The 23,580-nt window shown below is 53.3% G+C and carries 21 protein-coding genes, 1 other RNA gene and 1 pseudogene; 6 read left to right on the plus strand and 17 right to left on the minus strand.

All coding sequences use genetic code 11. From position 1 onward, the window contains the following. Positions 1–40: 40 nt before the first annotated feature. Positions 41–670 (minus strand): membrane protein YczE, encoded by a 630-nt coding sequence (yczE, locus tag OGV57_RS15255; RefSeq protein ID WP_054528154.1) that lies wholly within the window; start codon positions 668–670, stop codon positions 41–43. A gap of 87 nt (positions 671–757) precedes the next feature. Between yczE and yczR the strand changes: the two genes are divergently transcribed. Further along, on the plus strand, positions 758–2,185 hold the full coding sequence (gene yczR / locus OGV57_RS15260; protein WP_054528153.1) for a MocR-like transcription factor YczR: 1,428 nt from the start codon (positions 758–760) through the stop codon (positions 2,183–2,185). A 59-nt stretch (positions 2,186–2,244) separates the two neighbouring features. Here yczR and OGV57_RS15265 read toward each other — a convergent pair whose 3' ends face one another. The 3 genes from OGV57_RS15265 to ffs all read right to left on the minus strand — a co-directional run bounded on the left by OGV57_RS15265 (position 2,245) and on the right by ffs (position 3,007). Beyond that, positions 2,245–2,463 (minus strand): hypothetical protein, encoded by a 219-nt coding sequence (locus OGV57_RS15265; RefSeq protein WP_003021701.1) that lies wholly within the window; start codon positions 2,461–2,463, stop codon positions 2,245–2,247. Further along, positions 2,460–2,711, minus strand: coding sequence for a hypothetical protein (locus tag OGV57_RS15270; protein WP_003021699.1), 252 nt, complete (start codon positions 2,709–2,711; stop codon positions 2,460–2,462). Before OGV57_RS15270 ends, OGV57_RS15265 begins: the two co-directional genes overlap by 4 nt. Positions 2,712–2,910: 199 nt before the next feature. Continuing rightward, positions 2,911–3,007: signal recognition particle sRNA small type (ffs, locus tag OGV57_RS15275), an RNA gene on the minus strand. An 84-nt stretch (positions 3,008–3,091) separates the two neighbouring features. Here ffs and OGV57_RS15280 point away from each other — a divergent pair. Further along, positions 3,092–3,481, plus strand: a pseudogene (locus tag OGV57_RS15280) (MGMT family protein). Between the two features lie 31 nt (positions 3,482–3,512). On the opposite strand, the gene OGV57_RS15285 reads toward OGV57_RS15280, so the two are convergent. Beyond that, a complete protein-coding gene (locus OGV57_RS15285) occupies positions 3,513–4,082 on the minus strand; it encodes a YbaY family lipoprotein (RefSeq protein ID WP_003021666.1) in 570 nt (189 codons plus the stop codon). A gap of 212 nt (positions 4,083–4,294) precedes the next feature. On the opposite strand from OGV57_RS15285, the gene tesB reads away from it, so the two are divergent. Then, on the plus strand, positions 4,295–5,155 hold the full coding sequence (gene tesB / locus OGV57_RS15290; protein ID WP_003835934.1) for an acyl-CoA thioesterase II: 861 nt from the start codon (positions 4,295–4,297) through the stop codon (positions 5,153–5,155). Positions 5,156–5,205: 50 nt separating this feature from the next. Here tesB and amtB read toward each other — a convergent pair whose 3' ends face one another. The 5 genes from amtB to OGV57_RS15315 all read right to left on the minus strand — a co-directional run bounded on the left by amtB (position 5,206) and on the right by OGV57_RS15315 (position 11,165). Then, positions 5,206–6,492: an ammonium transporter AmtB gene (gene amtB / locus OGV57_RS15295; RefSeq protein WP_003835936.1), complete on the minus strand. Its 1,287-nt coding sequence runs from the start codon at positions 6,490–6,492 to the stop codon at positions 5,206–5,208. A gap of 31 nt (positions 6,493–6,523) precedes the next feature. Next, the gene (gene glnK / locus OGV57_RS15300; RefSeq protein WP_003021657.1) at positions 6,524–6,862 is read right to left on the minus strand and encodes a P-II family nitrogen regulator; all 339 of its coding nucleotides are present in this window, start codon (positions 6,860–6,862) and stop codon (positions 6,524–6,526) included. A 256-nt stretch (positions 6,863–7,118) separates the two neighbouring features. After that, positions 7,119–8,897: a SmdB family multidrug efflux ABC transporter permease/ATP-binding protein gene (locus OGV57_RS15305; protein WP_032936971.1), complete on the minus strand. Its 1,779-nt coding sequence runs from the start codon at positions 8,895–8,897 to the stop codon at positions 7,119–7,121. Next, positions 8,890–10,662, minus strand: coding sequence for a SmdA family multidrug ABC transporter permease/ATP-binding protein (locus OGV57_RS15310; RefSeq protein WP_054528152.1), 1,773 nt, complete (start codon positions 10,660–10,662; stop codon positions 8,890–8,892). The genes OGV57_RS15305 and OGV57_RS15310 overlap by 8 nt, the downstream gene beginning before the upstream one ends. Before the next feature lie 44 nt (positions 10,663–10,706). Further along, positions 10,707–11,165, minus strand: a complete 459-nt coding sequence (locus OGV57_RS15315; RefSeq protein ID WP_003021649.1) for an Lrp/AsnC family transcriptional regulator — start codon at positions 11,163–11,165, stop codon at positions 10,707–10,709. 116 nt (positions 11,166–11,281) lie between these two features. On the opposite strand from OGV57_RS15315, the gene OGV57_RS15320 reads away from it, so the two are divergent. Continuing rightward, a complete protein-coding gene (locus tag OGV57_RS15320; RefSeq protein ID WP_016149704.1) occupies positions 11,282–12,337 on the plus strand; it encodes a PLP-dependent cysteine synthase family protein in 1,056 nt (351 codons plus the stop codon). Between the two features lie 50 nt (positions 12,338–12,387). On the opposite strand, the gene cof is transcribed toward OGV57_RS15320, so the two are convergent. Then, positions 12,388–13,206: an HMP-PP phosphatase gene (cof, locus tag OGV57_RS15325; protein ID WP_054528151.1), complete on the minus strand. Its 819-nt coding sequence runs from the start codon at positions 13,204–13,206 to the stop codon at positions 12,388–12,390. 226 nt (positions 13,207–13,432) lie between these two features. Between cof and OGV57_RS15330 the strand changes: the two genes are divergently transcribed. Continuing rightward, a complete protein-coding gene (locus tag OGV57_RS15330; RefSeq protein ID WP_054528675.1) occupies positions 13,433–15,133 on the plus strand; it encodes an SgrR family transcriptional regulator in 1,701 nt (566 codons plus the stop codon). A gap of 65 nt (positions 15,134–15,198) precedes the next feature. After that, positions 15,199–15,894 (plus strand): 7-cyano-7-deazaguanine synthase QueC, encoded by a 696-nt coding sequence (queC, locus tag OGV57_RS15335; protein WP_003835948.1) that lies wholly within the window; start codon positions 15,199–15,201, stop codon positions 15,892–15,894. Between the two features lie 117 nt (positions 15,895–16,011). Here the strand turns inward: queC and fadM are convergent, their stop codons facing one another. From fadM to clpX, 6 genes are all read right to left on the minus strand, one after another. Then, positions 16,012–16,410, minus strand: a complete 399-nt coding sequence (gene fadM / locus OGV57_RS15340; protein ID WP_003021636.1) for a long-chain acyl-CoA thioesterase FadM — start codon at positions 16,408–16,410, stop codon at positions 16,012–16,014. Positions 16,411–16,512: 102 nt separating this feature from the next. Next, positions 16,513–16,887 carry a helix-hairpin-helix domain-containing protein gene (locus OGV57_RS15345; protein ID WP_003835951.1) on the minus strand — a complete coding sequence of 125 codons (375 nt, stop codon included), beginning with the start codon at positions 16,885–16,887 and terminating at the stop codon, positions 16,513–16,515. Positions 16,888–17,033: 146 nt separating this feature from the next. After that, positions 17,034–18,908 carry a peptidylprolyl isomerase gene (ppiD, locus tag OGV57_RS15350; protein WP_054528150.1) on the minus strand — a complete coding sequence of 625 codons (1,875 nt, stop codon included), beginning with the start codon at positions 18,906–18,908 and terminating at the stop codon, positions 17,034–17,036. A gap of 267 nt (positions 18,909–19,175) precedes the next feature. Then, positions 19,176–19,466, minus strand: coding sequence for a nucleoid-associated protein HU-beta (gene hupB / locus OGV57_RS15355; RefSeq protein ID WP_219352570.1), 291 nt, complete (start codon positions 19,464–19,466; stop codon positions 19,176–19,178). A gap of 190 nt (positions 19,467–19,656) precedes the next feature. Then, on the minus strand, positions 19,657–22,011 hold the full coding sequence (gene lon, locus OGV57_RS15360; RefSeq protein WP_003021627.1) for an endopeptidase La: 2,355 nt from the start codon (positions 22,009–22,011) through the stop codon (positions 19,657–19,659). A 184-nt stretch (positions 22,012–22,195) separates the two neighbouring features. Continuing rightward, a complete protein-coding gene (clpX, locus tag OGV57_RS15365; RefSeq protein ID WP_003831013.1) occupies positions 22,196–23,470 on the minus strand; it encodes an ATP-dependent protease ATP-binding subunit ClpX in 1,275 nt (424 codons plus the stop codon). Positions 23,471–23,580 lie beyond the last annotated feature (110 nt).

Genomic DNA, 23,580 nt, shown 5'->3' on the forward strand with positions numbered 1-23,580 from the left:
CGCGGCAAGCCGATTCCGGCCGCGTCAGTCGAGGTTAAGTTTAGTCGCCAGCAGGCGATCGTGCCCTAGGCGTATTCCTGATGCGAATACGTGCCTGCGGCTGATGGCGAAACCACGGCAGGCAAAGCTGAATGAGTGGTCCGATAGCCAAGGCATACAGCACCGTACCAACCCCCACGGTTCCTCCCAGCAACCAACCGATAAGCAGCACCGACACTTCAATTGCGGTTCGAATTCGTCGTACTGGCCAGCCGGTACGTGCGTGGATACCGGTCATCAGACCATCACGCGGACCGGCGCCAAAACCGGCACCAATGTACAGGCTGGTTGCTAACGCATTCAGGATCACCGCTGACACCAACAGCCCGCTGCGCGCCAGCAGGGATTCAAATCCCGGAATCACCAGCAGCGCGGCATCTGCCGCCAGCCCGATCATAATCACGTTGCTCAACGTGCCAAACCCTGGACGCTGGCGCAGCGGTATCCACGCCAGCAGTACCAACACACCCACGGCAATAATCACCACGCCAATATTCATCGACAATAAATTGGCCACGCCCAGGTGAAACACGTTCCACGGATCGGCTCCTAAATCGGCACGGACAAACATCGCCGTCGACACACCGTACAGCGTCAGCCCGATGAACAGCTGAAGTAAACGACGCAGCATGCTTTTCCCCTCTCACTCTCAGATAACTTTCATCATCACCGCAATTGGCACTATGATTAATGTCCAGTTTTCAAAAAGTGGACTGCTATGTCATCACGCCGTTACGGAAGCCAGTCTTTGCAGCGCCTGCTCGGACACTGGCAGGAAACCCCCTCACGAACGCCCATCTGGCGACAGCTGGCAGAAGCGTTACGTTTGCTGATCCTTGATGGTCGACTGGCGCTGGATAGTCGCTTACCCGGCGAACGCGAGCTCGCTGCCGTTCTGCAAGTGAGCCGAACCACCGTCGCCAGCGCCATGGCGCAACTGCGTGAAGAGGGATATCTGGAAAGCCGTCATGGGAGCGGCTCACGGGTGATCCTGCCGGAACACATTCGTCATGTGCCTACACGAACCAGTACCGGTACAGCGCTGGATTTGTCCACGGCGGCGCTGAGTGCCGGTCCCGAAATTCACCATGCTTACCAACAAGCGCTGTTTGCGATGCCGCAGCATTTGCTGAGCTCCGGGTATCTACCGCAGGGACTGGCGGTTTTGCGTGAATCCATCGCCCGACATTATTGCGAACGCGGACTCCCGACGCAGCCCGATGAGATTATGGTCGTGAACGGCGCGGTCAGTGGCCTGGCGCTGATCCTGCGTTTACTCACCGGCCCTGGCGATCGCGTGGTGGTCGATCATCCCACGTATCCGCTGGCGATTGCCGCGATTCAAGGTGCATCATGTCGTCCCGTCGGTGTGTCGCTGCCCGAACACGGTTGGGATACGGCAGGTCTGGTCGCCACCATCGCGCAAACCGCACCGAGAATGGCCTATCTGATGCCGGACTTTCACAATCCGACCGGGCGTTGCATGGACGCTGCAACTCGCCAGGTCGTGGCAGATATTGCTGAAAGGACCCGCACCACGTTGGTGATTGATGAGACCATGGTGAACCTGTGGTATGACACCCCGCCACCACCGCCGCTTGCCGCATTCAACCGCAATGCACCGATCATCCTGCTGGGATCTGCCGGGAAAAGCTTTTGGGGAGGATTGCGTCTGGGCTGGATTCGGGCGTCGGCGCGAACCATCGCGGCGCTGGTACAAACTCGCGACACCTTCGATTTAGGCTCCCCGGTGCTTGAACAACTCGCCACCAGTTGGCTGCTGGATAATGCCGCCGACTTTCTTCCTGACAGAAGACGGCTACTCACATCGCAGCGAGATCTGTGCTCGGACCTGATGAACGCACATTTCCCGGAGTGGCAGTTTACCCAGCCACAGGGAGGACTCTCTTTTTGGGTTGAACTGCCCGATACGCTGGCAACGCTATTCGCTACGCGCGCCGAAATCGCAGGCATTCAGTTGGGAACCGGTACGCGTTTCGGTCTTGATGGTGCATTTGACCGCTTTTTGCGTATGCCCTTCACATTACCGGATGACACAACGCGTGCCGCCTTCCGGGTGTTGCAACCCATTTGGGATAACCTGCGTTTGCAGGCCAGCAGCGGGAAAATACGTAAAATAATCTAAACGACGAGTCAAAGGACTCGTCCTTGAATGCCGTGATGGACGAGGATGTCCCGGCAATATTAACGCTGAGGAGGAACCGGAAACCCCTTCAGAGAAATCACGAAATTCTCACCGTCTTTCTTAATTTTTGCCCCGGCATCACACCAGTCGGAGGCAATACGGAAGAACTCATCGCTGCCGACATTCCAGCTCAGACGAACATGTTTCACATAACCGGAACGCAGCATTTCACAGGCTTCGCCATAATTACAGGCGGTTGAGAGCGGTTGTTGTTTCATTTTTTCTTCTTCAGTAGTCTTCGCAATGCTTTGATTTCTTTAGGAGTCAGTGCTTCAACCACGGATTCTTCCGTATGCTGGCTATCGATATCCTCAGCGGAGACTCCCGCCTCTTCAACGGCGGAAAACGCGATCAGCAGTAGTTTTTCCGTCGCGATACTTAAATTTTCACTATGCACTTCAGCGTAATGGCGAAGCTTTTCTTTTAGCGCCTCATCAATTTTGACATTCAATACAGCGGTCGACATCGTAGAAAATCCTTGTGGTCAGCCAAAACACACCGAATGTAAGACCCCTGTCGTTACAGTGCGATGGCGGCGGCAAAAGCATCAAATAACATCCCCGAAACACATTGACAGCATTTGATGACATTAAAATGACAATACGATGACAAAGAAAAGAAGATAAGCAGAAGGAAAATTGCCGGACGGCAGAATTGGGTGGGGGCCCTGCCAGCTACATCCCGGCACACACGTCATCTGCCTTGGCTGCTTCCTTCCGGACCTGACCTGGTAAACAGAGTAGTGTTGCGGGAGAACCAACAGAGCCCCCATTGAGAGCGTTGTTAACCAACGCGCAGGCGCATTATCACTGCTGCACCCTGTAATTGCAACCCATCCAGCATCGGATGCTGTTTTCTTGTGCAATGCGGCTTCACTCCTTCGCCGTTCAGCATTATGCTGGAGGATTAGCGCAGGAATAAATGATGGATATACAAGACACTTTCCCCCAACGCGTCTGGCAAATCGTCGCGTCAATCCCCGAAGGTTTCGTCACCACCTATGGCGATGTTGCCAGGCTTGCCGGTTCGCCGCGTGCTGCGCGCCAGGTAGGCGGCGTGCTTAAGCGTCTCCCCGAAGGCAGCACTTTGCCCTGGCATCGGGTGGTTAATCGTCATGGTGCCATTTCGCTGACAGGCCCCGACCTGCAACGGCAGCGCCAGGCGTTGCTGGCTGAAGGAGTAGTGGTTTCAGGAAGCGGACAGATCGATTTACAGCGCTATCGCTGGGTGTACTAACCCTCTCTGGGCGGAGAGGGTTACGACTGCCTTAGTACTGTGTGGGAGCAGGGACGGCAGAAGACGGATTCACCTGGGTTGGTGACGTTGACGGCACCGTGGTGGCAGCCCCACCGCTCGCCTGAACCGGTACTGCCGTTTGCTGTACAGGGACCAGCGTCAGGTCAGCTTTTGTCCCCCCCTGATTGATGACCGTCTGCACGGTATCAGTAATGAAGACCAGTTTGTCATTAACCGTAATTGCCGCACTTAGCAGAATACGGGCGTTAGGTTGAATATCAGCCGGGTTAAACGGTAATACAAAGCTGAATGGCGCTTGTTTACCTTCAGTACGGACCGCTTTTTGCGACAGCACTTTTGACGGCGCATCGGCCAGTGAAGCATCTGACAGCGTTACGGTCAGCACCGCATCAGGTGGCAAGGCCACTTTCTGGCGGATCCATACTGTACCGGAGACATTAGGCTGCTGAATTTTAGACTGTGTGTCAGCAATTGACGTATTAGGGCTTGGCGCAGGTGTCTGAATATCCGCGCTTTTATCGGCGCAAGCTGCCAGAGCGACCGCAACCGCTAAACCACTTACCATGTGCACGAGTTTCATTAAATTCTCCTTTTCATCTATGCACCAGCGAGAACTTTCCTCGCCAGAAGAGTGGTTAACAAAAACATAACGTGACTAAGTGTGGCACAAGATAGCTGTTTTTGCCTGTAATAGGCCTTTAATTCAGACAATTGCACCCATCGGACCACTTTCAAAATTGCGTTATACTCTGCCTACCTCGCTGCGAGAACGATATAACCTGGAGAGCACGTATGAGTCTGGCGCTGAAAAATTTGCTGACATTGTTAAATCTGGAAAAAATTGAAGAAGGACTCTTTCGGGGCCAAAGTGAAGACTTAGGGTTACGTCAGGTTTTTGGGGGACAGGTTGTCGGTCAGGCGCTGTATGCCGCAAAGGAAACCGTACCAGAAGAGCGTCTGGTCCACTCCTTTCACAGCTACTTTTTACGCCCCGGCGATAGCCAAAAGCCCATCATCTATGATGTAGAAGTCCTGCGTGATGGTAACAGCTTCAGCGCACGCCGCGTTGCCGCAATCCAGAATGGTAAACCTATTTTTTACATGACAGCCTCTTTCCAGGCGCCGGAAGACGGATTTGAACATCAGAAAACCATGCCGGATGCGCCGAGTCCCGATGAGCTTAAATCAGAAACAGAAATTGCCCGCTCAGTGGCGCATTTGCTGCCGCCGCTGTTGAAAGAAAAATTTATCAACGATCGTCCATTGGAAGTGCGTCCGGTTGAATTTCATAACCCCTTAAAAGGTCACGTCGCACCTCCGGCGCGCCAGGTTTGGATCCGCGCAAACGGCGAGCTGCAGGACGATCTGCGCGTCCATCAATATCTGCTGGGTTATGCTTCAGACCTGAACTTCCTGCCTGTTGCGCTGCAGCCGTACGGAATTGGTTTCCTGGAAAAAGGGATTCAGATCGCCACCATTGACCACTCCATGTGGTTCCATCGTCCGTTCAATATCAATGAGTGGTTGTTGTATAACGTCGAGAGTACTTCGGCCTCCGGTGCCCGGGGTTTTGTACGCGGGGAGTTTTATACGCAGGACGGCGTGCTGGTCGCCTCTACCGTGCAGGAAGGGGTAATGCGTAATCGTAATTGAGAATTACCGGATGGCGGCGCAAAAGCGTTGCCATCCGGCAGATTGAAACATCAAGCGTTGTAAGCGTTCTCGCCGTGGCTGTTCACATCCAGACCTTCGCGTTCCTGCTCTTCCGGTACACGCAGACCCACCGTCATATCCGCCAGCTTATAGCCAATGAAAGCCACCACACCGGACCAGACGATGGTAATCGCCACGCTTTCCAGTTGCACCAGCAGCTGATGCCCCATGGTCACGCCCTCGGCAAAGCCCACGCCGCCCAGAGAGCTGGCAGCGAACACCCCGGTCAGGATGCAGCCAACAATGCCGCACACGCCGTGCACGCCAAACACATCACACGGATCGTCCACGCGCAGAATACGCTTCAGGATGGTCACACCCCACAGGCCAGCCAGTCCCGCAACGACACCAATAATCAGCGCGCCGCCGACACCAATATAGCCACATGCCGGTGTTACTCCCACCAGACCCGCAATAGCACCAGAACACGCGCCCAGCAGGGACGGTTTGCCACGCAGCGCCCATTCACCGAAGATCCATCCGAGGATGGCTGCGGCGGTGGCGACCACGGTATTGACGAAGGCCAGTGCGGCAATCTCATTCGCCGTTCCCGCTGAACCGGCGTTAAAGCCAAACCAACCAATATAGAGAATAGCGGTACCGGTAAAGACCATCGGCAGGTTATGCGGTTTAAAGGCTTCTTTGCCAAAACCGACGCGTTTGCCAATCAGATACGCACCAACCAGACCGGCAATCGCCGCGTTGATATGCACGACTGTTCCGCCGGCAAAATCCAACGCACCGTGGGAAGCCAGCAAGCCGCCGCCCCAGACCATATGGGCAATGGGGATGTACGACAACGTTAACCATACCACTACAAAAATCAGCACCGCAGAGAAGCGAATACGTTCAGCCAGCGCCCCGACAATCAGCCCAACGGTGATGCAGGCGAAAGAACCCTGAAAAGCAACGTGAATGTACTGGTAGAAGCTCCCCGTGACCGCCGTCAGCGCGATGTTCTTCAGTAATACCCAGTTGAAGTTGCCGAAGAAATTATTCCCTTCGCCAAAGGCCAGTGAGTAGCCATAAACCACCCATAGAATACAAACCAGAGCGAATGTCACCGTCACCTGAGTCAGCATCGACAGCACGTTCTTACCGCGAATCAAACCGCCGTAGAACAACGCAATGCCAGGGATAGTCATAAACAGCACCAGCGCGGTACAGATCATCATAAAAGCGTTATCTGCTTTATCCGCAACCGCCGGTGCCGCCATTGCCAGTCCCGGCAGTAGCGCCAGTGAAGCAATACCTGTTTTCATCGTTGCTATCTTCATTTTTTGGTTTCCTATCACTGTGTGCCAGAAGTTACAGTGCGGCTTCGTCGGCTTCGCCGGTACGAATACGAATCACACGTTGCAGCTCGGCGACGAAGATTTTGCCGTCGCCAATTTTTCCGGTGTATGCCGCTTTACTGATGACATCAATCACGCCATCCAGTTGGTCGTCGGCAATCGCCACATCAATCTTCACCTTTGGCAGAAAATTGACGCTATATTCAGCCCCACGGTACAGCTCAGCATGACCTTTCTGTCGGCCAAAGCCCTTCACTTCGGTGACGGTCAGCCCCTGAATACCAATAGACGACAGTGCTTCACGGACGTCTTCCAGTTTGAACGGTTTGATTACCACGGTAACCAGCTTCATAGATCCCCTCCAGTCAGAATTCAGTAGTGGCTGCAGATACACGAGAGGAATATTGCAAGGGGTGTGCCAGGAATGAAAAACGCGGAATAATTCAGGCTTGCAGGGTATTGCCGGGGGAGAAAAAGAAAAAACGCACTATGACGGTGCATAGTGCGTTACATTTTTGCACCAGATTGTTGATTGCCGGATGGCGGCGTAAACGCCTTATCCGGTCTACAAAACCGCGTTGACCGTAGGCCTGATAAGCGCAGCGCCATCAGGCGATAACCGAATCCTCATGTGCGCTGGCCGCCAGCTCTTCACCCGCCAGTTGCAGCTGATACATCTGCCAGTAACGGCCTTGCGCCGCCAGTAGTTGCTGGTGCGTACCACGCTCAACCGCCTGCCCGCGATGCAGCACCAGAATGGTATCCGCATCGACAATCGTCGATAACCGATGTGCAATCACTACCAACGTGGTGTGTTCACGTACCGCCGCCAGCGCGTGCTGAATGGCCTGTTCAGTACCGGAATCAATACTGGCCGTGGCTTCATCGAGGATCAGTACCTGCGGCGTTTCCACCAATACCCGCGCCAGCGCCAGCAGCTGTTTCTGCCCAACGGAGAGATTATTGCCCTGCTCGCCCAGCCGGGTATGGATCCCCTCGCTCAGCCCCCGCGCCAGTGCTGCCAGTTGCACAGTCTCCAGAGCCTGCCAGACCCGCTCTTCTGAGATATCACGACCCAGCGTGACGTTGGCCAGGAAGGTATCCGCCATCACCACCGGATCCTGCTGCACCATCGCGATGCCCTGACGTAACGCACTGTGGCTCAGAGAAGACAGCGGACGTCCGTCAAGGCGGATTTCGCCCTGCGTCAACGGGTAGTAACCCATCAGCAGACTGGCCAGCGTACTTTTGCCGCTACCGGTGTGTCCGACCAAGGCTACAAAGCTGCGCGAAGGCACGGACAGACTGATGTTTTGCAGCACCAGATTGTCGTCACGATAGGCAAATGAAACGTTATCCACCTCAATGTCCCCGCTTTTGAGCGGGCGATCGTCTTCACCATAGCGCTGACGAGGCCCGTCCATCAGTTCGAACACTCGCTCACCGGCGACAACCGCCTGCTGCAGCATGGATTGCTGGGTGGTCAGCTCGATCAGCGGTTCGTTCAAACGGCCGAGGTAGCTGATAAACGCGTACAGCACGCCAACCTCAATGGAGCTGCCAGAGGTAAAGCTGAACAACATCAGCAAACCGCAGAGGATCAGCGCCGAGAAAAGGCTCAGCAGCGGGCGCAGCAAAAAGCCATCCAGTCGCAGGGTTTGCATACGCGCCATATAGTGCGAGCGGCTGGCCTCCCCCATTCTCTCGCCAAATCGCGCCTGCTGGCGGAACTGCTGGATAACGCTCATGCCGTTGATGACTTCGTTAAAGCCATCGTTAATATCCGCCAGATAAGCGCGCACCCGACGCACAATCGGGGTGCTGTAGCGTTGATAAATCACCATCACCACCATCACCGCCGGGAAAATGGCCATCGCCACCAGCGCCATACGCCACTCGAGGCTGAACATCGCCACCAGCATGGCACCGATTAAGGCCGCGCTGCGCAGAACCGTTGCGACCACCGTCACGTACAGGTCGCGAATAACTTCGGTGTCATTGGTCACACGTGAGATAAGCTGCCCGACGGGCTGAGTATCAAAGGCGCTGAGCGGCTGGCGCAGCGCAGCGTCCATTACGTCAGTGCGTAACTGTTGTACGACGCCAACCGCCGCCTGGTTAAACAACAACGACTGCGCGTAATGCAGGCCTGCCGCCAGCAGTTGCAGACCGACATAGGCCGCAACCAGCCCGACAACCATCGCCAACGGCAGATTGTTCTTCGCCACCATGTTATCGATAAAATAGCTAATCAACAGCGGACCGCTGACTTCCGCCGCAGCCGCCACCCACAGCATAACTACCGCAATCACCAACTGTTTTCGCCATGGTGAACCATACGCCAGCAATCTTTTCAGGGTCGGCCATAGTTGCCCAAAACTACGCATTAGCCGCCTCCTCGTTTATTTCTGGCGCATCAGACAGTGCCGCTTCCAGTTGCTGATAGCGGTACATATCGCGATACCAGCCGGGCTGTTGCACTAAAGATTCATGCTCACCGCGCTGGGCAATATGCCCATGCTGCATCACGATAATCTCGTTGGCTTCCGTCAGAGCCGATAAACGGTGGGCGCTGATAATCACGGTTCTGCCTTCGCCCCACTGACGCAGGTTATGCAGGATCTGATGCTCGGTACGACCATCTACCGCCGATAACGCATCATCCAGAATCAGGATTTCAGCATTCAGCAGTAGCGCTCGGGCGATAGAAATACGCTGTTTTTGTCCACCAGACAGCATCACCCCACGTTCGCCCACTTCGGTGTCATAGCCCTGAGGAAGACGTAGAATATCTTCATGAACGCTGGCAAGGCGCGCCACATGCTCGATCTCTGCCTGGGTGGCCTGCGGGCGTCCTAAGGCGATGTTATTGCCGACCGTATCCGAGAACAAGAAAGGTGTCTGGCTGACCACTGCCAGACGGCTACGCCAGCTATCCAGCTGCAAGCGCGTTAACGGGATATCATGAAAGCGCACATCGCCCTCGGTGATATCAAAATGACGTTGGATCAGCGACAGCACCGTACTTTTCCCCGCGCCGGTTGGGCCACAGATGCCCAGCATCTGCCCTGGTTTAAGCTGAAAATTCACATTTTCCAGCGCCGGGTGGGTGGTTTGCGGGTAACAAAATTCGCGAATCGCTACCGCCAGCTCGCCGCGTCCTTCCGGCACCAGTTCAGTACCGTCATCCACTACCGGCGCTTCTGCCAGCATGGCGCGAATTCGGCTATACGCGGCGCTGCCGCGCTCGACGATGTTAAACATCCATGCCAGCGCCAGCATCGGCCAAATCATCAGACCGAGATACATCATAAAGCTGGTGAGCTGGCCGAGCGTCAGCGAACCGTGAACCACCATCCAGCTTCCCCCGGCAATCGCCAGCAGGTTAGCCATCCCAATGGCGATATAAATCGTGGGATCAAAGCGGGCGTCAATGCGCGCCACGCGCAGGTTTTTCTTACCTGTATCTTCAGCATCAGCGGCAAATAATGCCGACTGCCGATCCTCCAGACCAAAGGCCTTGATCATACGAATACTGGTCAGGCTTTCCTGAGTACGATCGTTGAGGCTGGAAAACGCCGCCTGCGCCAGCTTAAAGCGGTTATGGAGTCGATCACCGTAACGTTTGATCATTATCGCCATCACCGGCATCGGCAGCAGCGCAATCAACGTAAGTTGCCAGCTTATCTGCGTTGACATCACGATCAGCACCGCACATCCCATGACCAGCGAATCTACCAGCGTCAGTACGCCTTCCCCGGCGGCGAATACCACGCGGTCAACATCGTTAGTTGCACGCGCCATCAGATCGCCCGTGCGGTGACGCAGATAAAACTCTGGATGCTGACGACTCAACTGACGGTAATAATCTTCCCGCAGCTCAACCGCCAGTTGGTAGGATGCGCCAAACAGCAGCACGCGCCAGACATAGCGCAGTAAATAAACCACCACGGCGATCAGAGCAATGGTTCCCACCCACATCAGCAACCGCTCGGTGGTGAAGCGTTGTGTCGTTACGCCATCCACAATGATCCCTACCACTTTCGGCGGAATAAGCTGAAGGATAGCGATGATGATAAGCAGGGCCACCGCTCCGAGGTAGCGACGCCACTCCCGGCGGAAGTACCAGCTTAATTGAGCAAATAATCGCACGCGTTATGTCCTGACAAAATTTCCGGCAATAAGCGCCGGGAGAATTATTCAATAGGGAGAGCAGTTGTGTATTTAATCTGTTCCATGGCAAAGCTGGAGGTGACGTCAGACAGGCCCGGTACGCTGTTCACCAGGCGCTTATAAAATTCATCGTAGCTTTTCATATCAGCGACCTGCACTCGCATCAGGTAATCATACTCCCCTGCCATACGCCAGAACCCCAGAACCTCGGGCATTCCGGTCACTTCAGTGACAAAGCGGCAATACCATTCGCTGCTGTGATGCTGAGTTTTGATCAGCACAAACGCTGTTAAGCCCAGCCCCAGTTTTTCCGGATCCAGCAAGGCGACTCTACCCAGCAGAACACCGTCATCCTCGAGCCGTTTGAGGCGTTTCCAACAGGGAGTGGTAGTCAGATTAACGGCATCTGCTAACGCCTGCAAAGAAAGGGTGCAGTCCTGTTGCAGTAAGCCAAGCAGCTTACGGTCAATTTTGTCTAGCATATCCACTCCACAGAGAAGAATTTTCTACTTACATTCTATTTTAAAGGCTAAATGGCAACAATTTTTTCCGTGCTTTTCGCTATTCTGGGCACAAAATGACAAACGGATATCTATTAATGATGAATAGCTCCTGGGTTAAAAACGCCATCAATGAAATCAACGCAGATTATCAGCGTTCTGCAGATACGCATCTCATTCGTCTGTCGCTACCGGCGTTTCCGGGCATTCAGATCTATTTAAAAGATGAGAGCACGCATCCGACCGGGAGCCTGAAGCATCGTCTGGCGCGCTCACTGTTTCTGTACGGATTGTGCAATGGCTGGATCAAAGAAGGTACTACCATCATTGAATCATCGTCCGGTTCAACGGCGGTATCTGAGGCTTATTTCGCTCGACTGTTAGGGCTGCCGTTTATTGCCGTCATGCCTTCCTGTACAGCGAAACGTAAAGTTGAACAGATTGAATTTTACGGCGGTCGCTGTCATTTCGTGCAAAGCGCCTGCGAAATCTACGCGGCCTCTGAACAATTGGCGCGTGAACTGAACGGTCATTACATGGACCAGTTCACTTATGCTGAGCGCGCCACCGACTGGCGTGGCAATAATAATATTGCCGACAGCATTTTTCGTCAGATGCAGTGCGAGCCCAATCCCGTTCCCCGCCATATCGTGATGAGCGCCGGCACCGGCGGCACCTCAGCAACCATTGGCCGCTATATCCGCTGTCAGGGCTACGATACTCGCCTGATGGTAGTAGATCCGGAGAATTCGGTATTTCTGCCCTTCTGGCAGGATCGCGATGCGACATTGCGCAGCCCGGTAGGAAGCAAAATTGAAGGTATCGGGCGTCCACGCGTAGAACCCTCTTTCATTCCTGATGTGGTCGATGAAATGCTGCGCGTGCCGGATGCCGCCAGCGTGGCTACCGCGCACTGGCTGGAAACGCAGTTGGGTCGTAAAGTCGGTGCCTCAACCGGCACCAACATGTGGGGAACGCTGCAACTTGCCGCGCGCATGCGCAACGCCGGAGAAACCGGTTCACTGGTGACGCTGCTCTGCGACAGCGGTGAACGCTATCTGGAAACCTACTACAACCCGCAATGGGTTGACGCGCACATCGGTGATTTAACGCCGTGGAAAGCGGAACTTGCCCAGTTGCTGAATACACACTAAGCAGACAAAAAAAAGCCAGACGCGAAGTCTGGCTTGCTGGAAGGGATCTCTCATTCGGGGGAATAAGGTAGATGCGGATTGTCCAGCCAATGCGTCAAAAAGTGTGACACCGCCTGATTACGGCAATGTCCAATCACCGATAAATGAGGCAGTTCAGCCATCAGTTGCGGCATTGCGTTACCCATAATCAGGCCGCGCCCAACGCTGCCTAACATTTCGCGATCGTTCATAGCATCGCCAAACGCCATACACTCGGACATTGAATATCCTAAGTAGTCACTCAACACCGCCAGCGCGGATCCTTTGTTACAGCCCAGTGGTAGTACCTCAAGGCAATCAACTGCGGAGAAACAGAGATTCGCCTGTTCTCCCAGCGCTTCATTCAGTTGAATGCGCAACTGGATCAGAGACTCATGATCGCCGCAGAAACAGACCTTCGTTACCTGATGAGCCGGAATACGTTTCACATCGACGATCTGGTAGCGAAATCCGCTATACACATGCGCCTGTAGCAGCGAGGGGATCTCTTGTCCGGTAAACCAACCGTTGTCATTAAAGACATGCATGCTGGCGGTGGTATCCCATTTCTGATGTAACACGATATCCGCAACATTCGGATCCAGATCCTGACGGTGCAACACATCGCCCTCAAGAGAGTGAATGCGCGTGCCGTTACCGGTGATCAAAAAGGCGTCCAGTGAGATAGAACCCAAAATGTGGCGCATTTCCAGCACATGGCGGCCAGTGGCAAATGTCAGAGTGATATCGCGTTCACGCAAGCGCGCCAGCGTTGAAAGCGTTTCGTCACCTAAATGGTGATTCGGCATCAAAAGGGTGCCATCCATATCAAATGCAGCCAGACGAGCCATTTCTTTCTCCACACTGTGACGCGGTTAACTTGTGATTCAGTATCACCTGAGATATACGGAAGTAATAGTGAATATATAAAATGAATTGTTCCGGGTTTATTACAGAAAATCATTCAAGTTGCATCAAGGCGGCAAGTGAATGAACGCCCAGGAGCATACATTTCAGTATGTGACTGGGGTGAATAAACGCAGCCAACAAAGAGGCAGCTTGAAGGATGAAGTGTATATGAGATTGTTGAATCGCCTGAACCAATACCAACGCCTGTGGCAGCCTTCGAACGGCGAACCGCAGTCGGTGACCGTCGGGGAACTGGCCGAACGCTGTTTTTGCAGTGAGCGCCACGTGCGTACCCTGCTGAAGCAAGCGCAGTATGCTGGCTGGCTGGAGTGGCACGCCCAGTCTGGGCGTGGGAAACGCGGGCAATTACGCTTTTTGGTGACGCCGGATTCCCTACGCAACACCATGATGGAACAGGCGCTGCAAAAGGGAGAACAGCTTAGCGTGCTGGAACTCGCTCAGTTAGCACCGGGAGAATTAAGAACGTTGCTACAACCGTTTATGGGCGGCCAATGGCAAAATGACACGCCAACCCTGCGTATCCCCTATTACCGCCCGCTTGACCCTTTGCACCCTGGATTTCTCCCCGGTCGCGCGGAGCAACACCTCGCTGGACAAGTTTTCTCTGGCCTGACCCGATTTGACAGCACTACGCAACGTCCCTGTGGAGACTTAGCCCACCACTGGAATATCTCCGCTGACGGCCTGCGCTGGGATTTCTATATTCGTTCCACCCTGCATTGGCATAACGGCGATACGGTAAGCAGCACGCAGCTACATCAACAGTTGCTGAAGCTGTTAGAGTTACCTGCGCTGAATAAGCTATTTATCAGCGTAAAGCGCATTGAGGTTACGCATCCCCAGTGTCTGACCTTTATTCTGCATCGTCCCGACTTCTGGCTGGCGCACCGTCTGGCGAGCTACAGCAGTCACCTGGCGCATCCTGAGCACCCGTTTGTGGGGACCGGCCCGTTCCGGTTGACACTGTTTACTCCTGAGCTGGTGCGTATCGAGAGTCACGATCACTACCATCTGAGTCATCCGCTGCTAAAAGCCATTGAATACTGGATAACCCCGCAGCTCTTCTCCCAGGATTTGGGCACCAGCTGCCGCCATCCGGTGCAAATTGCGATTGGTAAACCCGAAGAGTTACCTATGCTAAGCCAGGTAAGCAGCGGCATCAGCCTTGGTTTTTGCTATCTCACACTCAGAAAAAGCGCGCGCCTGAATACGCAGCAGGCTCGTCGACTGGTCGATATTATCCACCGTTCTTCCCTGCTACAAACGCTTGAAGTGGATGAAAATCTGATCACGCCAAGCAATGCACTGCTGCCCGGATGGAGTATCCCGCACTGGGATGAACTCGACGAGGTAGCATTACCGGAAAAGCTGACGCTGGCTTATCATCTGCCGGTAGAACTTCACGCTATGGCTGAACAGCTTTGCCATGCGTTGGCTCTGCTCGGCTGTGAATTAACGCTTATTTTTCATAATGCTAAAAACTGGGATGGCAATCATCCCCTAGCCCAGGCCGACCTGATGATGGGCGACAGGCTGATTGGTGAAGCACCTGAATATACTCTCGAACAGTGGTTGCGCTGCGATCAGCTCTGGTCACATGTATTGAGTGCGCCAGCATACACACATCTGCAAACGACCCTGGATGCCCTACAAATCCAGGCCGATGAGGACGATCGCCACGCGGCTTTACAACAAGTTTTCGCCACGCTAATGCATGACGCTACCCTGACGCCACTCTTCAATTATCACTATCGCATCAGCGCGCCACCAGGGGTGAACGGCGTACGCCTGAATCCTCGTGGCTGGTTCGAATTTACCGAAGCCTGGTTGCCACCTCCTTCAGCGTGAAGAAGCTGGTCGGCGACACGCCCAGGCGCTACCATAAGGGCTTCGTTATTTTGTCAGGAAAAGCCATGAAACGTGCCGTTGTTGTATTCAGTGGAGGTCAGGACTCCACGACTTGTCTGGCGCAAGCGCTGCATCAGTATGATGAAGTGCACTGCGTGACCTTTGATTATGGTCAGCGCCATCGCGCTGAGATTGATGTCGCACGTGACCTGGCCTTAAAACTTGGCGCACGCGCGCACAAAGTGCTTGATGTCACGCTGCTCAGTGAACTGGCTGTCAGCAGCCTGACCCGCGATAATATTCCGGTACCCGATTACGAACCGGATGCGAACGGCATTCCCAATACCTTTGTGCCAGGACGCAATATTCTGTTCTTAACGCTAGCAGCAATTTACGCGTACCAGGTACAGGCAGAGGCTGTCATTACCGGCGTTTGTGAAACGGATTTCTCTGGATACCCGGACTGTCGCGATGAGTTCGTCAAAGCCCTGAACCATGCCGTAAGCCTGGGGATGGCGAAAGATATTCGCTTTGAAACCCCACTGATGTGGATCGATAAAGCCGAAACCTGGGCGTTGGCTGATTACTGGGGCAAGCTGGACCTGGTACGCGAAGAAACACTAACTTGCTATAACGGCATCAAAGGTGACGGTTGCGGTCACTGTGCGGCGTGTAATCTGCGTGCCAACGGCCTGAACCATTATCTGGCGGATAAACCGGGAGTGATGGCGGCAATGAAGCAGAAAACCGGCCTGAAATAATTGAGCGAATAGTGCCGGATGGCGGCGTAAACGCCTTATCCGGCCTACCGACAGCATTCATCGTACACAATATCGCCCGTAGGCCTGATAAGCGAAGCGCCATCAGGCAACGTTGAGCTACTGCACCATCTGCTCCAGTTTTTCGCGTAACTCCCCTTCCAGCGGCAGCGCTTTTTGCGTTTTCAAATCAATACAGACGAAGGTAATCAACGCGTCGGCCACTACCTGCCCTTCCGGCTCCAGGGTAATTGTCTGGTTTAACACCCCGCTTTTGCCATTTAGCTGTTGCACCTGACTAGTGATGGTCAGCAGGTCGCTTAGCACCGCTGGACGACGGTAGTTAATATTTATATTCACGACCACAAAAGCGATGTTGTGTGCAGTCATCCATTGAAAGCTGTCGCTGTTTTCCAGACCATCCCAGCGGGCTTCTTCCAAAAACTCGAGATAGCGGGCGTTGTTGACGTGCTGATAGACATCAAGATGAAAACCACGGACTTTGATTTGTGTTTGCATAGCGCAGGAACCTTACGTTTTTATAAGAATATATTCAGGGTAGTGAGGTCATAACTGGTATGACCTCTCTAGTCTGGCAAATTTTCAGCGCTGTGCAAGTTATTAAAGTGTTAAAAATGCCAAATTACGCTCCACCAGCGAACTGCCCATACCCGGCACCTGCTTTAAGTCCTCCACCGTTTTAAACGGTCCGTACTCCTCACGATAGCTCACAATCGCCTGCGCTTTCTTCAGACCTACGCCATTCATGACTCGCGCTAAATCCTCCGCAGAAGCGCTGTTGATGCTTACCCTGGTGCCTTCATCGTCGCTTGCTTTAGCGGGCAGTGTGGCTTTGCTTTGTGCCGCCCCTGAGTTTTCCGCTTTGGTTTGAGTCGCCTGGCTTTTGGCGACAGGCTCAGCCGCCAATGCAGTTTGGGCCATACCAGCGCAGGTCAATGAAAGAGTGATAAGCAGGGCTTTGATTCCATGTTTCATACTGTTTTCTCCTTGTTTGTTAACAGTGGAATCACGATAGCGAGGTGCAGAACGGCAGACAAATGGCAAATATCAGAAATGGAAAAGGCCGCGAAAGCGGCCTTTGGTAGATACAACTTTTTGCAATTTTTTGCGAACTGCCTCGGTTATTGCTGCTGTTCCAGCGCATCACCGATTTTAATTTTTGCGGCTTTACGCAGGTTGCTCATCAGCGCTTCGAAGACAATCTGCGCGTTGTTCTGAGTGATCCCCTGAACCATCGCTTTCTTCTGCGCTTCAGGCATAGAACCGGCTTTCACCTCGTCCAGCGCCAACAGAACAACGTTACCCTGCATGTCGTTCGCTACGCCGTAACTCGGCTTGTCTTTCGCCGGCAGGCTCAGACCAAAGGCAGCCTGGCTCAACGGATCCTGACCCGTACGGCTCAGCGTTTTTGCCTCGCCAAAGCTCAGACCCGCAGCTTTCATCGCTTCATCGCCTTTACCGGCTTTCAGATCCGCCAGCAGTTTATCGGCATCAAGCTTCGCCTGCTGCTCTGCTTTATTGTGCTTAACGAGCGCAGTTACCTGCTCTTTCACTTCAGCCAGTGGCTTCACGGCTTCAGCTTTGTGCTCTGCAATACGCAGCACGAACGCGCGATCGCCATCCACGGTGATGATATCGGAGTTACTGCCAGGTGTACCGTTCTCGCCAACCAGACCACCATTGAAAATGATGTCAGCGACTGGTTTGAAATTCAGTTCTTCCGGCAGGCTGTCACGGCTAAACCAGCCCGTTTCAACCGCTTTCATACCTGCTGCCTGCTCTGCACCCGCCAGAGATTCGTTATCGTTGCTTGCCGCATCGCTGACTTTCTGTTGCAGCGCATAGTAGGCATCCAGCGCTTTTTCCTGCTTCACTTTTGCCGCAATGTCGTCACGGGCTTCGCTCAGCGGTTTAACCTGTGCAGGCTGTACGTCGTCAAGACGCGCAACGAGGAAACCAACGGAAGACTTAATTACGCCAGACAGTTGGCCTTTTTCTTTCAGACCGGCATTTTTCAGCTCATCCGGGGTGGTTGAATCTTCCAGCCATCCCATATCGCCGCCTTTACGGGCAGAGATGATATCGGCAGATTTTTCTTTCGCCAGCGCAGCAAAGTCACCGCCTTTATTCAGCTCGTCCAGTACCGCTTTGGCTTCATCTTCAGTTTTGGTCTGAATGATGCTATAGCGGTTACGCTGCGGCTGAGTGAACTGATCCTGATGCTGGTCATAGTAAGACTGAATATCAGCATCGCTGGCCGTCTCCTGCATAGCAGCAGCATCCAGCTTGATGTAGCTCACGCGGAACTGTTCCGGCGTCATAAAGTTGTTTTTATTCTGCTCGTAGTAGCTGGCAACTTCCTGCTCGGTAACAGTCTGCTTCGCGGCCAGTGCGTTAACGTCAATCGTCGCCTCGCGCACGATCCGCTGCTGTGCGACCAGCGCCGCCAGTTCGTCCGTTTCGCCTTTCAGCATAAAGTCCGTACCGGCAACACCGTTAATCAGCTGCTGGGTAGTAAGCTGATTACGTAATGCCTGAGCGTACTGGTCTGCGGTCATGCCCATCTGATTAACAATTGCGTTATAGCGGTTGTTATCAAATTTACCGTCGACCTGGAAAGCAGGCGTGGCAAAAATAGCCTGTTTAATCTGATCGTCGCTGATGTTGAGCTTAAGCTCGCGGGAATACTGATCCAGCAGCGCTTCGTCAACAAGACGATTCAGCACCTGCTGACGCAGCGTTTTCATGTAACCTTCGTTCGCGGCCAGCTCGGAGTATTGATCGCCCAGCTGTTGCTGCATACGGTTACGTTCGCTGTTGAACGCATTCTCGAACTGCCCGCGGCTGATCTCCTGGCCATTCACTTTGGCGGCGAAGTTATTGCCCCCGCCAATCAGGTAACCACTCACGCCGGTCAAAATGAACGACACGATAATGATACCGAAAATAATCTTGAGCACGAGACTGTTAGCAGCCGTGCGTAAGCTGTCCATCATGGTGTAACCACACTCCGCTGTAGATGACTATACGCGTTATCTCTAAAGCCGCCTGCGCGTTGACACAACAACGGCGGCAAGGATTTTGAGTATATATGCTTCACGCAGCATAGCGTTTCCTGAACGCTGCGCACAAAAGCCTATTGTGACAAGAAACAGGGGTAATTGTCAGCCCACAACACGTAGAAAGTACCGGAATTACAAATAAAAAAGGCACATCAGTCGATGCGCCCTTGTACTTCGTCACATCCCCAAAGGGGAAATCACTTAGTTTACCGCGTCTTTCAGTGCTTTACCTGCACGGAAGCCCGGTACTTTAGCCGCGGCAATGGTGATCTCTTTACCTGTTTGCGGGTTGCGACCAGTACGGGCAGCACGCTCTTTAACGGCAAAAGTACCAAAACCTACCAGCGCTACGTCATCACCTTCTTTCAGAGATTCGGTAACAGAAGCAATAATTGCATCTAACGCACGTCCAGCCGCAGCTTTAGAGATATCAGCCCCTGCAGCAATTTTGTCGATCAGTTGAGATTTATTCACTCTTCTCTTCCTCTTTATAATTTATATCGCACCTGAATCCTTCAAAGTGCGACCGCGCAGCAGTTATATCAGGCCTGCCATGCCCTTACAACACCCGTTAATGATGGCAAGCCTAATCCGTCATCTAAATTAGCTATACAAAAAAAGGCTGGCAAGCCCGAAATGGCCTGCCAGCCCTGTTTTTATTAATGCTCTTTGCGCGAGGTCACTATTTTGCCGTCACAACCTGCATTCCAGAGGGTTCATTTTGCAACGCAAGAGCCAGAACTTCCTCAATGCGTTTCACCGGATGGATGTCCAGATCGGCAATTACGTTATCCGGAATCTCTTCCAGGTCACGTTTGTTCTCATCAGGAATTAAGACCGTTTTAATACCGCCACGGTGTGCCGCCAGCAGTTTTTCTTTCAAACCACCGATTGGCAGAACCTGACCACGCAGGGTGATCTCGCCGGTCATCGCCACGTCGGCGCGAACCGGGTTACCGGTAAGACAAGAAACCAGCGCGGTACACATGGCAATACCCGCACTTGGGCCATCTTTCGGCGTCGCTCCTTCAGGTACGTGAACGTGAATGTCGCGTTTTTCGTAAAAGTCCGGATTAATACCCAGTTTTTCCGCACGCGCACGCACAACGGTCAGTGCAGCCTGAATGGATTCCTGCATGACTTCACCCAGAGAACCGGTGTAGGTCAGCTTACCTTTACCCGGTACGCAGGCGGTTTCGATGGTCAGCAGATCGCCGCCCACTTCCGTCCACGCCAGGCCGGTCACCTGACCAACGCGGTTTTCGTTGTCCGCACGGCCATAATCAAAGCGCTGTACGCCCAGATAGTCGTGCAGGTTATCACCGTTGATCTCAATATGTTTCAGTGACTTATCAAGCAGCAGCTGTTTCACCGCTTTGCGGCACAGTTTGGAGATTTCGCGCTCCAGACTACGCACGCCCGCTTCACGGGTGTAGTAACGAATAATGCCTACAATGGCGCTATCGTCGACCGTCAGCTCACCTTTTTTCAGCGCGTTACGCTCAATCTGTTTCGGCAACAGGTGACGTTTTGCAATATTCAGCTTCTCGTCTTCGGTATAACCGGACAGACGGATCACTTCCATACGATCCAGCAACGGCGCCGGAATATTCATGGAGTTAGAGGTCGCAACGAACATCACGTCGCTGAGATCGTAGTCCACTTCCAGGTAGTGATCGCTGAACGCCACGTTCTGCTCTGGATCCAGCACCTCAAGCAGTGCGGAAGCCGGATCGCCACGCATGTCGGAAGACATTTTGTCGATCTCATCAAGCAGGAACAGCGGGTTTTTAACGCCCACTTTAGCCATTTTCTGGATCAGTTTACCCGGCATAGAACCGATATAGGTCCGGCGGTGACCGCGAATTTCAGCCTCATCACGCACGCCGCCCAGCGCCATACGGATGTATTTACGCCCGGTCGCCTTGGCGATGGACTGCCCCAGAGAAGTTTTACCTACCCCCGGCGGCCCAACCAGACACAGGATCGGCCCCTTGATTTTGTTCACACGGCTTTGGACCGCGAGATACTCAAGGATACGATCTTTGACGCGTTCCAGACCGTAATGGTCGGTATCGAGGATTTCCTGCGCCTGACGCAGGTCTTTTTTGACCTTGCTACGCGCATTCCACGGTACCTGAACCATCCAGTCGATGTAGCCACGCACTACGGTCGCTTCCGCCGACATCGGAGACATCATTTTCAGCTTCTGCAGTTCCGCTTCCGCTTTCTCTTTTGCCTCTTTCGGCATTTTCGCCGCGTCGATCTTACGCTTCAGCGCTTCGTTTTCGTCCGGCGCATCGTCCATCTCGCCGAGCTCTTTCTGAATAGCTTTCATCTGCTCGTTCAGATAGTACTCACGCTGGGATTTTTCCATCTGCTTTTTCACGCGGTTGCGAATGCGTTTCTCAACCTGCAGCAGATCGATTTCAGACTCCATCATCGCCATCAGATATTCCAGACGTTCGTTAACGTCGGACATCTCCAGCACGGACTGTTTGTCAGCCAGCTTCAGCGGCATGTGCGCTGCGATGGTGTCCGCCAGACGTGCAGGATCGTCGATGCTGTTCAGCGACGTCAGCACTTCTGGTGGGATTTTCTTGTTCAGCTTGATGTAGCCTTCAAACTGGCTGATAGCAGTACGCACCAGCACTTCCTGTTCGCGCTCATCAATAGCAGGCGAGTCAAGGTACTCTGCTTTCGCAGAGAAGTGCTCGCCGTTGTCAGACAGCGCTGAAATACGCGCGCGCTGTAACCCCTCGACCAGCACTTTTACGGTGCCGTCAGGCAGTTTCAGCATCTGCAAAATAGAGGCCACGGTCCCGACGGTGAAAAGATCGTTTACACCCGGCTCATCCGTTGACGCTTCTTTCTGTGCGACCAGCATGATTTTTTTATCATGGTCCATAGCCGCTTCCAGACAACGGATAGATTTTTCCCGCCCTACAAATAAGGGTATGACCATGTGCGGATAAACCACCACATCGCGCAACGGCAATACGGGGATTTCAATGCGTTCAGAACGCTCAGGATTCATAGAGCTCTCTCTTAGTTTAGTTTCCGCCAGGTAATCAGGTGGTACGACTGTGCTTCACACCACCTTTAACATGTATGTCAGTATATGGGGATGTTTCCCACACATTCAACGCCATGTTTACGGAAAAATAAAAGGGGAGATAAAATCCCCCCTTTTTAATTAAATGTCTGTATGAATTGATGAATTATTCGCCAGATGCCTGCTGTGCTTCCGGCTTACCGTAAATCAGCAATGGCTTGCTCTGGCCGCCAATCACCGACTCGTCGATCACCACTTTTTCGACGTCTTCCATCGAAGGCAGATCGTACATGGTGTCGAGCAGCGCGGCTTCGACGATAGAACGCAGACCACGGGCACCGGTTTTACGCGCCATCGCTTTCTTGGCGATCGCATCCAGCGCTTCCTCACGGAACTCCAGATCAACACCTTCAAGATTGAACAACGCCTGATACTGCTTGGTCAGGGCATTTTTCGGCTCTTTGAGGATCTGAATCAGCGCTTCTTCACTCAGTTCGCTCAGGGTTGCCACAACCGGCAGACGACCGATGAACTCAGGGATCAGACCAAATTTGATCAGATCTTCCGGTTCGACCTGCGACAGCAGTTCACCTTCGCTGGCTTTATCAGACTGTGCTTTTACCGTTGCGCCAAAACCAATGCCGGAGCCAGTTTCAACACGGTTAGCAATCACTTTATCCAGACCGGCAAAGGCACCACCGCAGATAAACAGGATCTTGGAGGTATCAACCTGCAGGAATTCCTGCTGAGGATGTTTACGACCACCCTGCGGCGGAACGGCAGCAACCGTACCTTCGATCAGTTTCAACAGCGCCTGCTGTACGCCTTCGCCAGAAACGTCACGGGTAATGGACGGGTTATCAGACTTACGAGAAATCTTGTCGATTTCATCGATATAGACGATCCCACGCTGTGCTTTCTGCACGTCGTAATCGCACTTCTGCAACAGTTTCTGAATAATATTTTCAACATCTTCACCCACATAACCGGCTTCGGTCAGCGTGGTGGCGTCGGCCATAGTGAACGGAACGTCCAGCAGGCGCGCCAGCGTTTCAGCCAGAAGCGTTTTACCGGAACCCGTCGGGCCAATCAGCAGGATGTTACTTTTGCCCAACTCAACCCCATTGCTGGTGTCGCCGTTGCGCAGACGTTTGTAATGGTTGTATACCGCGACCGCCAGCACTTTCTTCGCCTGCTCCTGACCGATAACGTAATCGTCCAGGTGGTTGCGAATTTCATGTGGCGTCGGCAGCGCACTGCGTTCACGGTGCGGTGCTACTTCCTTAATCTCTTCGCGAATGATGTCGTTGCATAAATCAACACATTCGTCGCAGATATACACGGATGGACCGGCAATCAGCTTACGCACTTCATGCTGGCTTTTGCCGCAAAAAGAGCAGTACAACAATTTGCCCGAGCCATCTTTGCGTTTATCTGTCATGGGTCAAAACCTCTTCTTTGTTCTTTGTGCCGCACACGACGACGCAAATGCCATTCTCAGGCGCAAGACGCTAGTCAGCGTTGTGCCGCTCCAGGTAATTATAGCGGCAC

The organism is Citrobacter sp. Cf087, from assembly GCF_030334285.1.
Taxonomy (GTDB): Bacteria; Pseudomonadota; Gammaproteobacteria; order Enterobacterales; family Enterobacteriaceae; genus Citrobacter; species Citrobacter freundii.

What these genes read in the sequence shown, in the direction of transcription:
- OGV57_RS15270 (WP_003021699.1), bottom strand. Translation starts at nt 2,711, where the DNA reads ATGTCGACCGCTGTATTGAATGTCAAAATTGATGAGGCGCTAAAAGAA.
- OGV57_RS15320 (WP_016149704.1), top strand. Translation starts at nt 11,282, where the DNA reads ATGATGAATAGCTCCTGGGTTAAAAACGCCATCAATGAAATCAACGCA.
- yczE (WP_054528154.1), bottom strand. Translation starts at nt 670, where the DNA reads ATGCTGCGTCGTTTACTTCAGCTGTTCATCGGGCTGACGCTGTACGGT.
- fadM (WP_003021636.1), bottom strand. Translation starts at nt 16,410, where the DNA reads ATGCAAACACAAATCAAAGTCCGTGGTTTTCATCTTGATGTCTATCAG.
- OGV57_RS15305 (WP_032936971.1), bottom strand. Translation starts at nt 8,897, where the DNA reads ATGCGTAGTTTTGGGCAACTATGGCCGACCCTGAAAAGATTGCTGGCG.
- clpX (WP_003831013.1), bottom strand. Translation starts at nt 23,470, where the DNA reads ATGACAGATAAACGCAAAGATGGCTCGGGCAAATTGTTGTACTGCTCT.
- cof (WP_054528151.1), bottom strand. Translation starts at nt 13,206, where the DNA reads ATGGCTCGTCTGGCTGCATTTGATATGGATGGCACCCTTTTGATGCCG.
- queC (WP_003835948.1), top strand. Translation starts at nt 15,199, where the DNA reads ATGAAACGTGCCGTTGTTGTATTCAGTGGAGGTCAGGACTCCACGACT.
- tesB (WP_003835934.1), top strand. Translation starts at nt 4,295, where the DNA reads ATGAGTCTGGCGCTGAAAAATTTGCTGACATTGTTAAATCTGGAAAAA.
- ppiD (WP_054528150.1), bottom strand. Translation starts at nt 18,908, where the DNA reads ATGATGGACAGCTTACGCACGGCTGCTAACAGTCTCGTGCTCAAGATT.
- amtB (WP_003835936.1), bottom strand. Translation starts at nt 6,492, where the DNA reads ATGAAGATAGCAACGATGAAAACAGGTATTGCTTCACTGGCGCTACTG.
- yczR (WP_054528153.1), top strand. Translation starts at nt 758, where the DNA reads ATGTCATCACGCCGTTACGGAAGCCAGTCTTTGCAGCGCCTGCTCGGA.
- OGV57_RS15265 (WP_003021701.1), bottom strand. Translation starts at nt 2,463, where the DNA reads ATGAAACAACAACCGCTCTCAACCGCCTGTAATTATGGCGAAGCCTGT.
- lon (WP_003021627.1), bottom strand. Translation starts at nt 22,011, where the DNA reads ATGAATCCTGAGCGTTCTGAACGCATTGAAATCCCCGTATTGCCGTTG.
- OGV57_RS15330 (WP_054528675.1), top strand. Translation starts at nt 13,433, where the DNA reads ATGAGATTGTTGAATCGCCTGAACCAATACCAACGCCTGTGGCAGCCT.
- glnK (WP_003021657.1), bottom strand. Translation starts at nt 6,862, where the DNA reads ATGAAGCTGGTTACCGTGGTAATCAAACCGTTCAAACTGGAAGACGTC.
- OGV57_RS15315 (WP_003021649.1), bottom strand. Translation starts at nt 11,165, where the DNA reads ATGCTAGACAAAATTGACCGTAAGCTGCTTGGCTTACTGCAACAGGAC.
- OGV57_RS15345 (WP_003835951.1), bottom strand. Translation starts at nt 16,887, where the DNA reads ATGAAACATGGAATCAAAGCCCTGCTTATCACTCTTTCATTGACCTGC.
- OGV57_RS15285 (WP_003021666.1), bottom strand. Translation starts at nt 4,082, where the DNA reads ATGAAACTCGTGCACATGGTAAGTGGTTTAGCGGTTGCGGTCGCTCTG.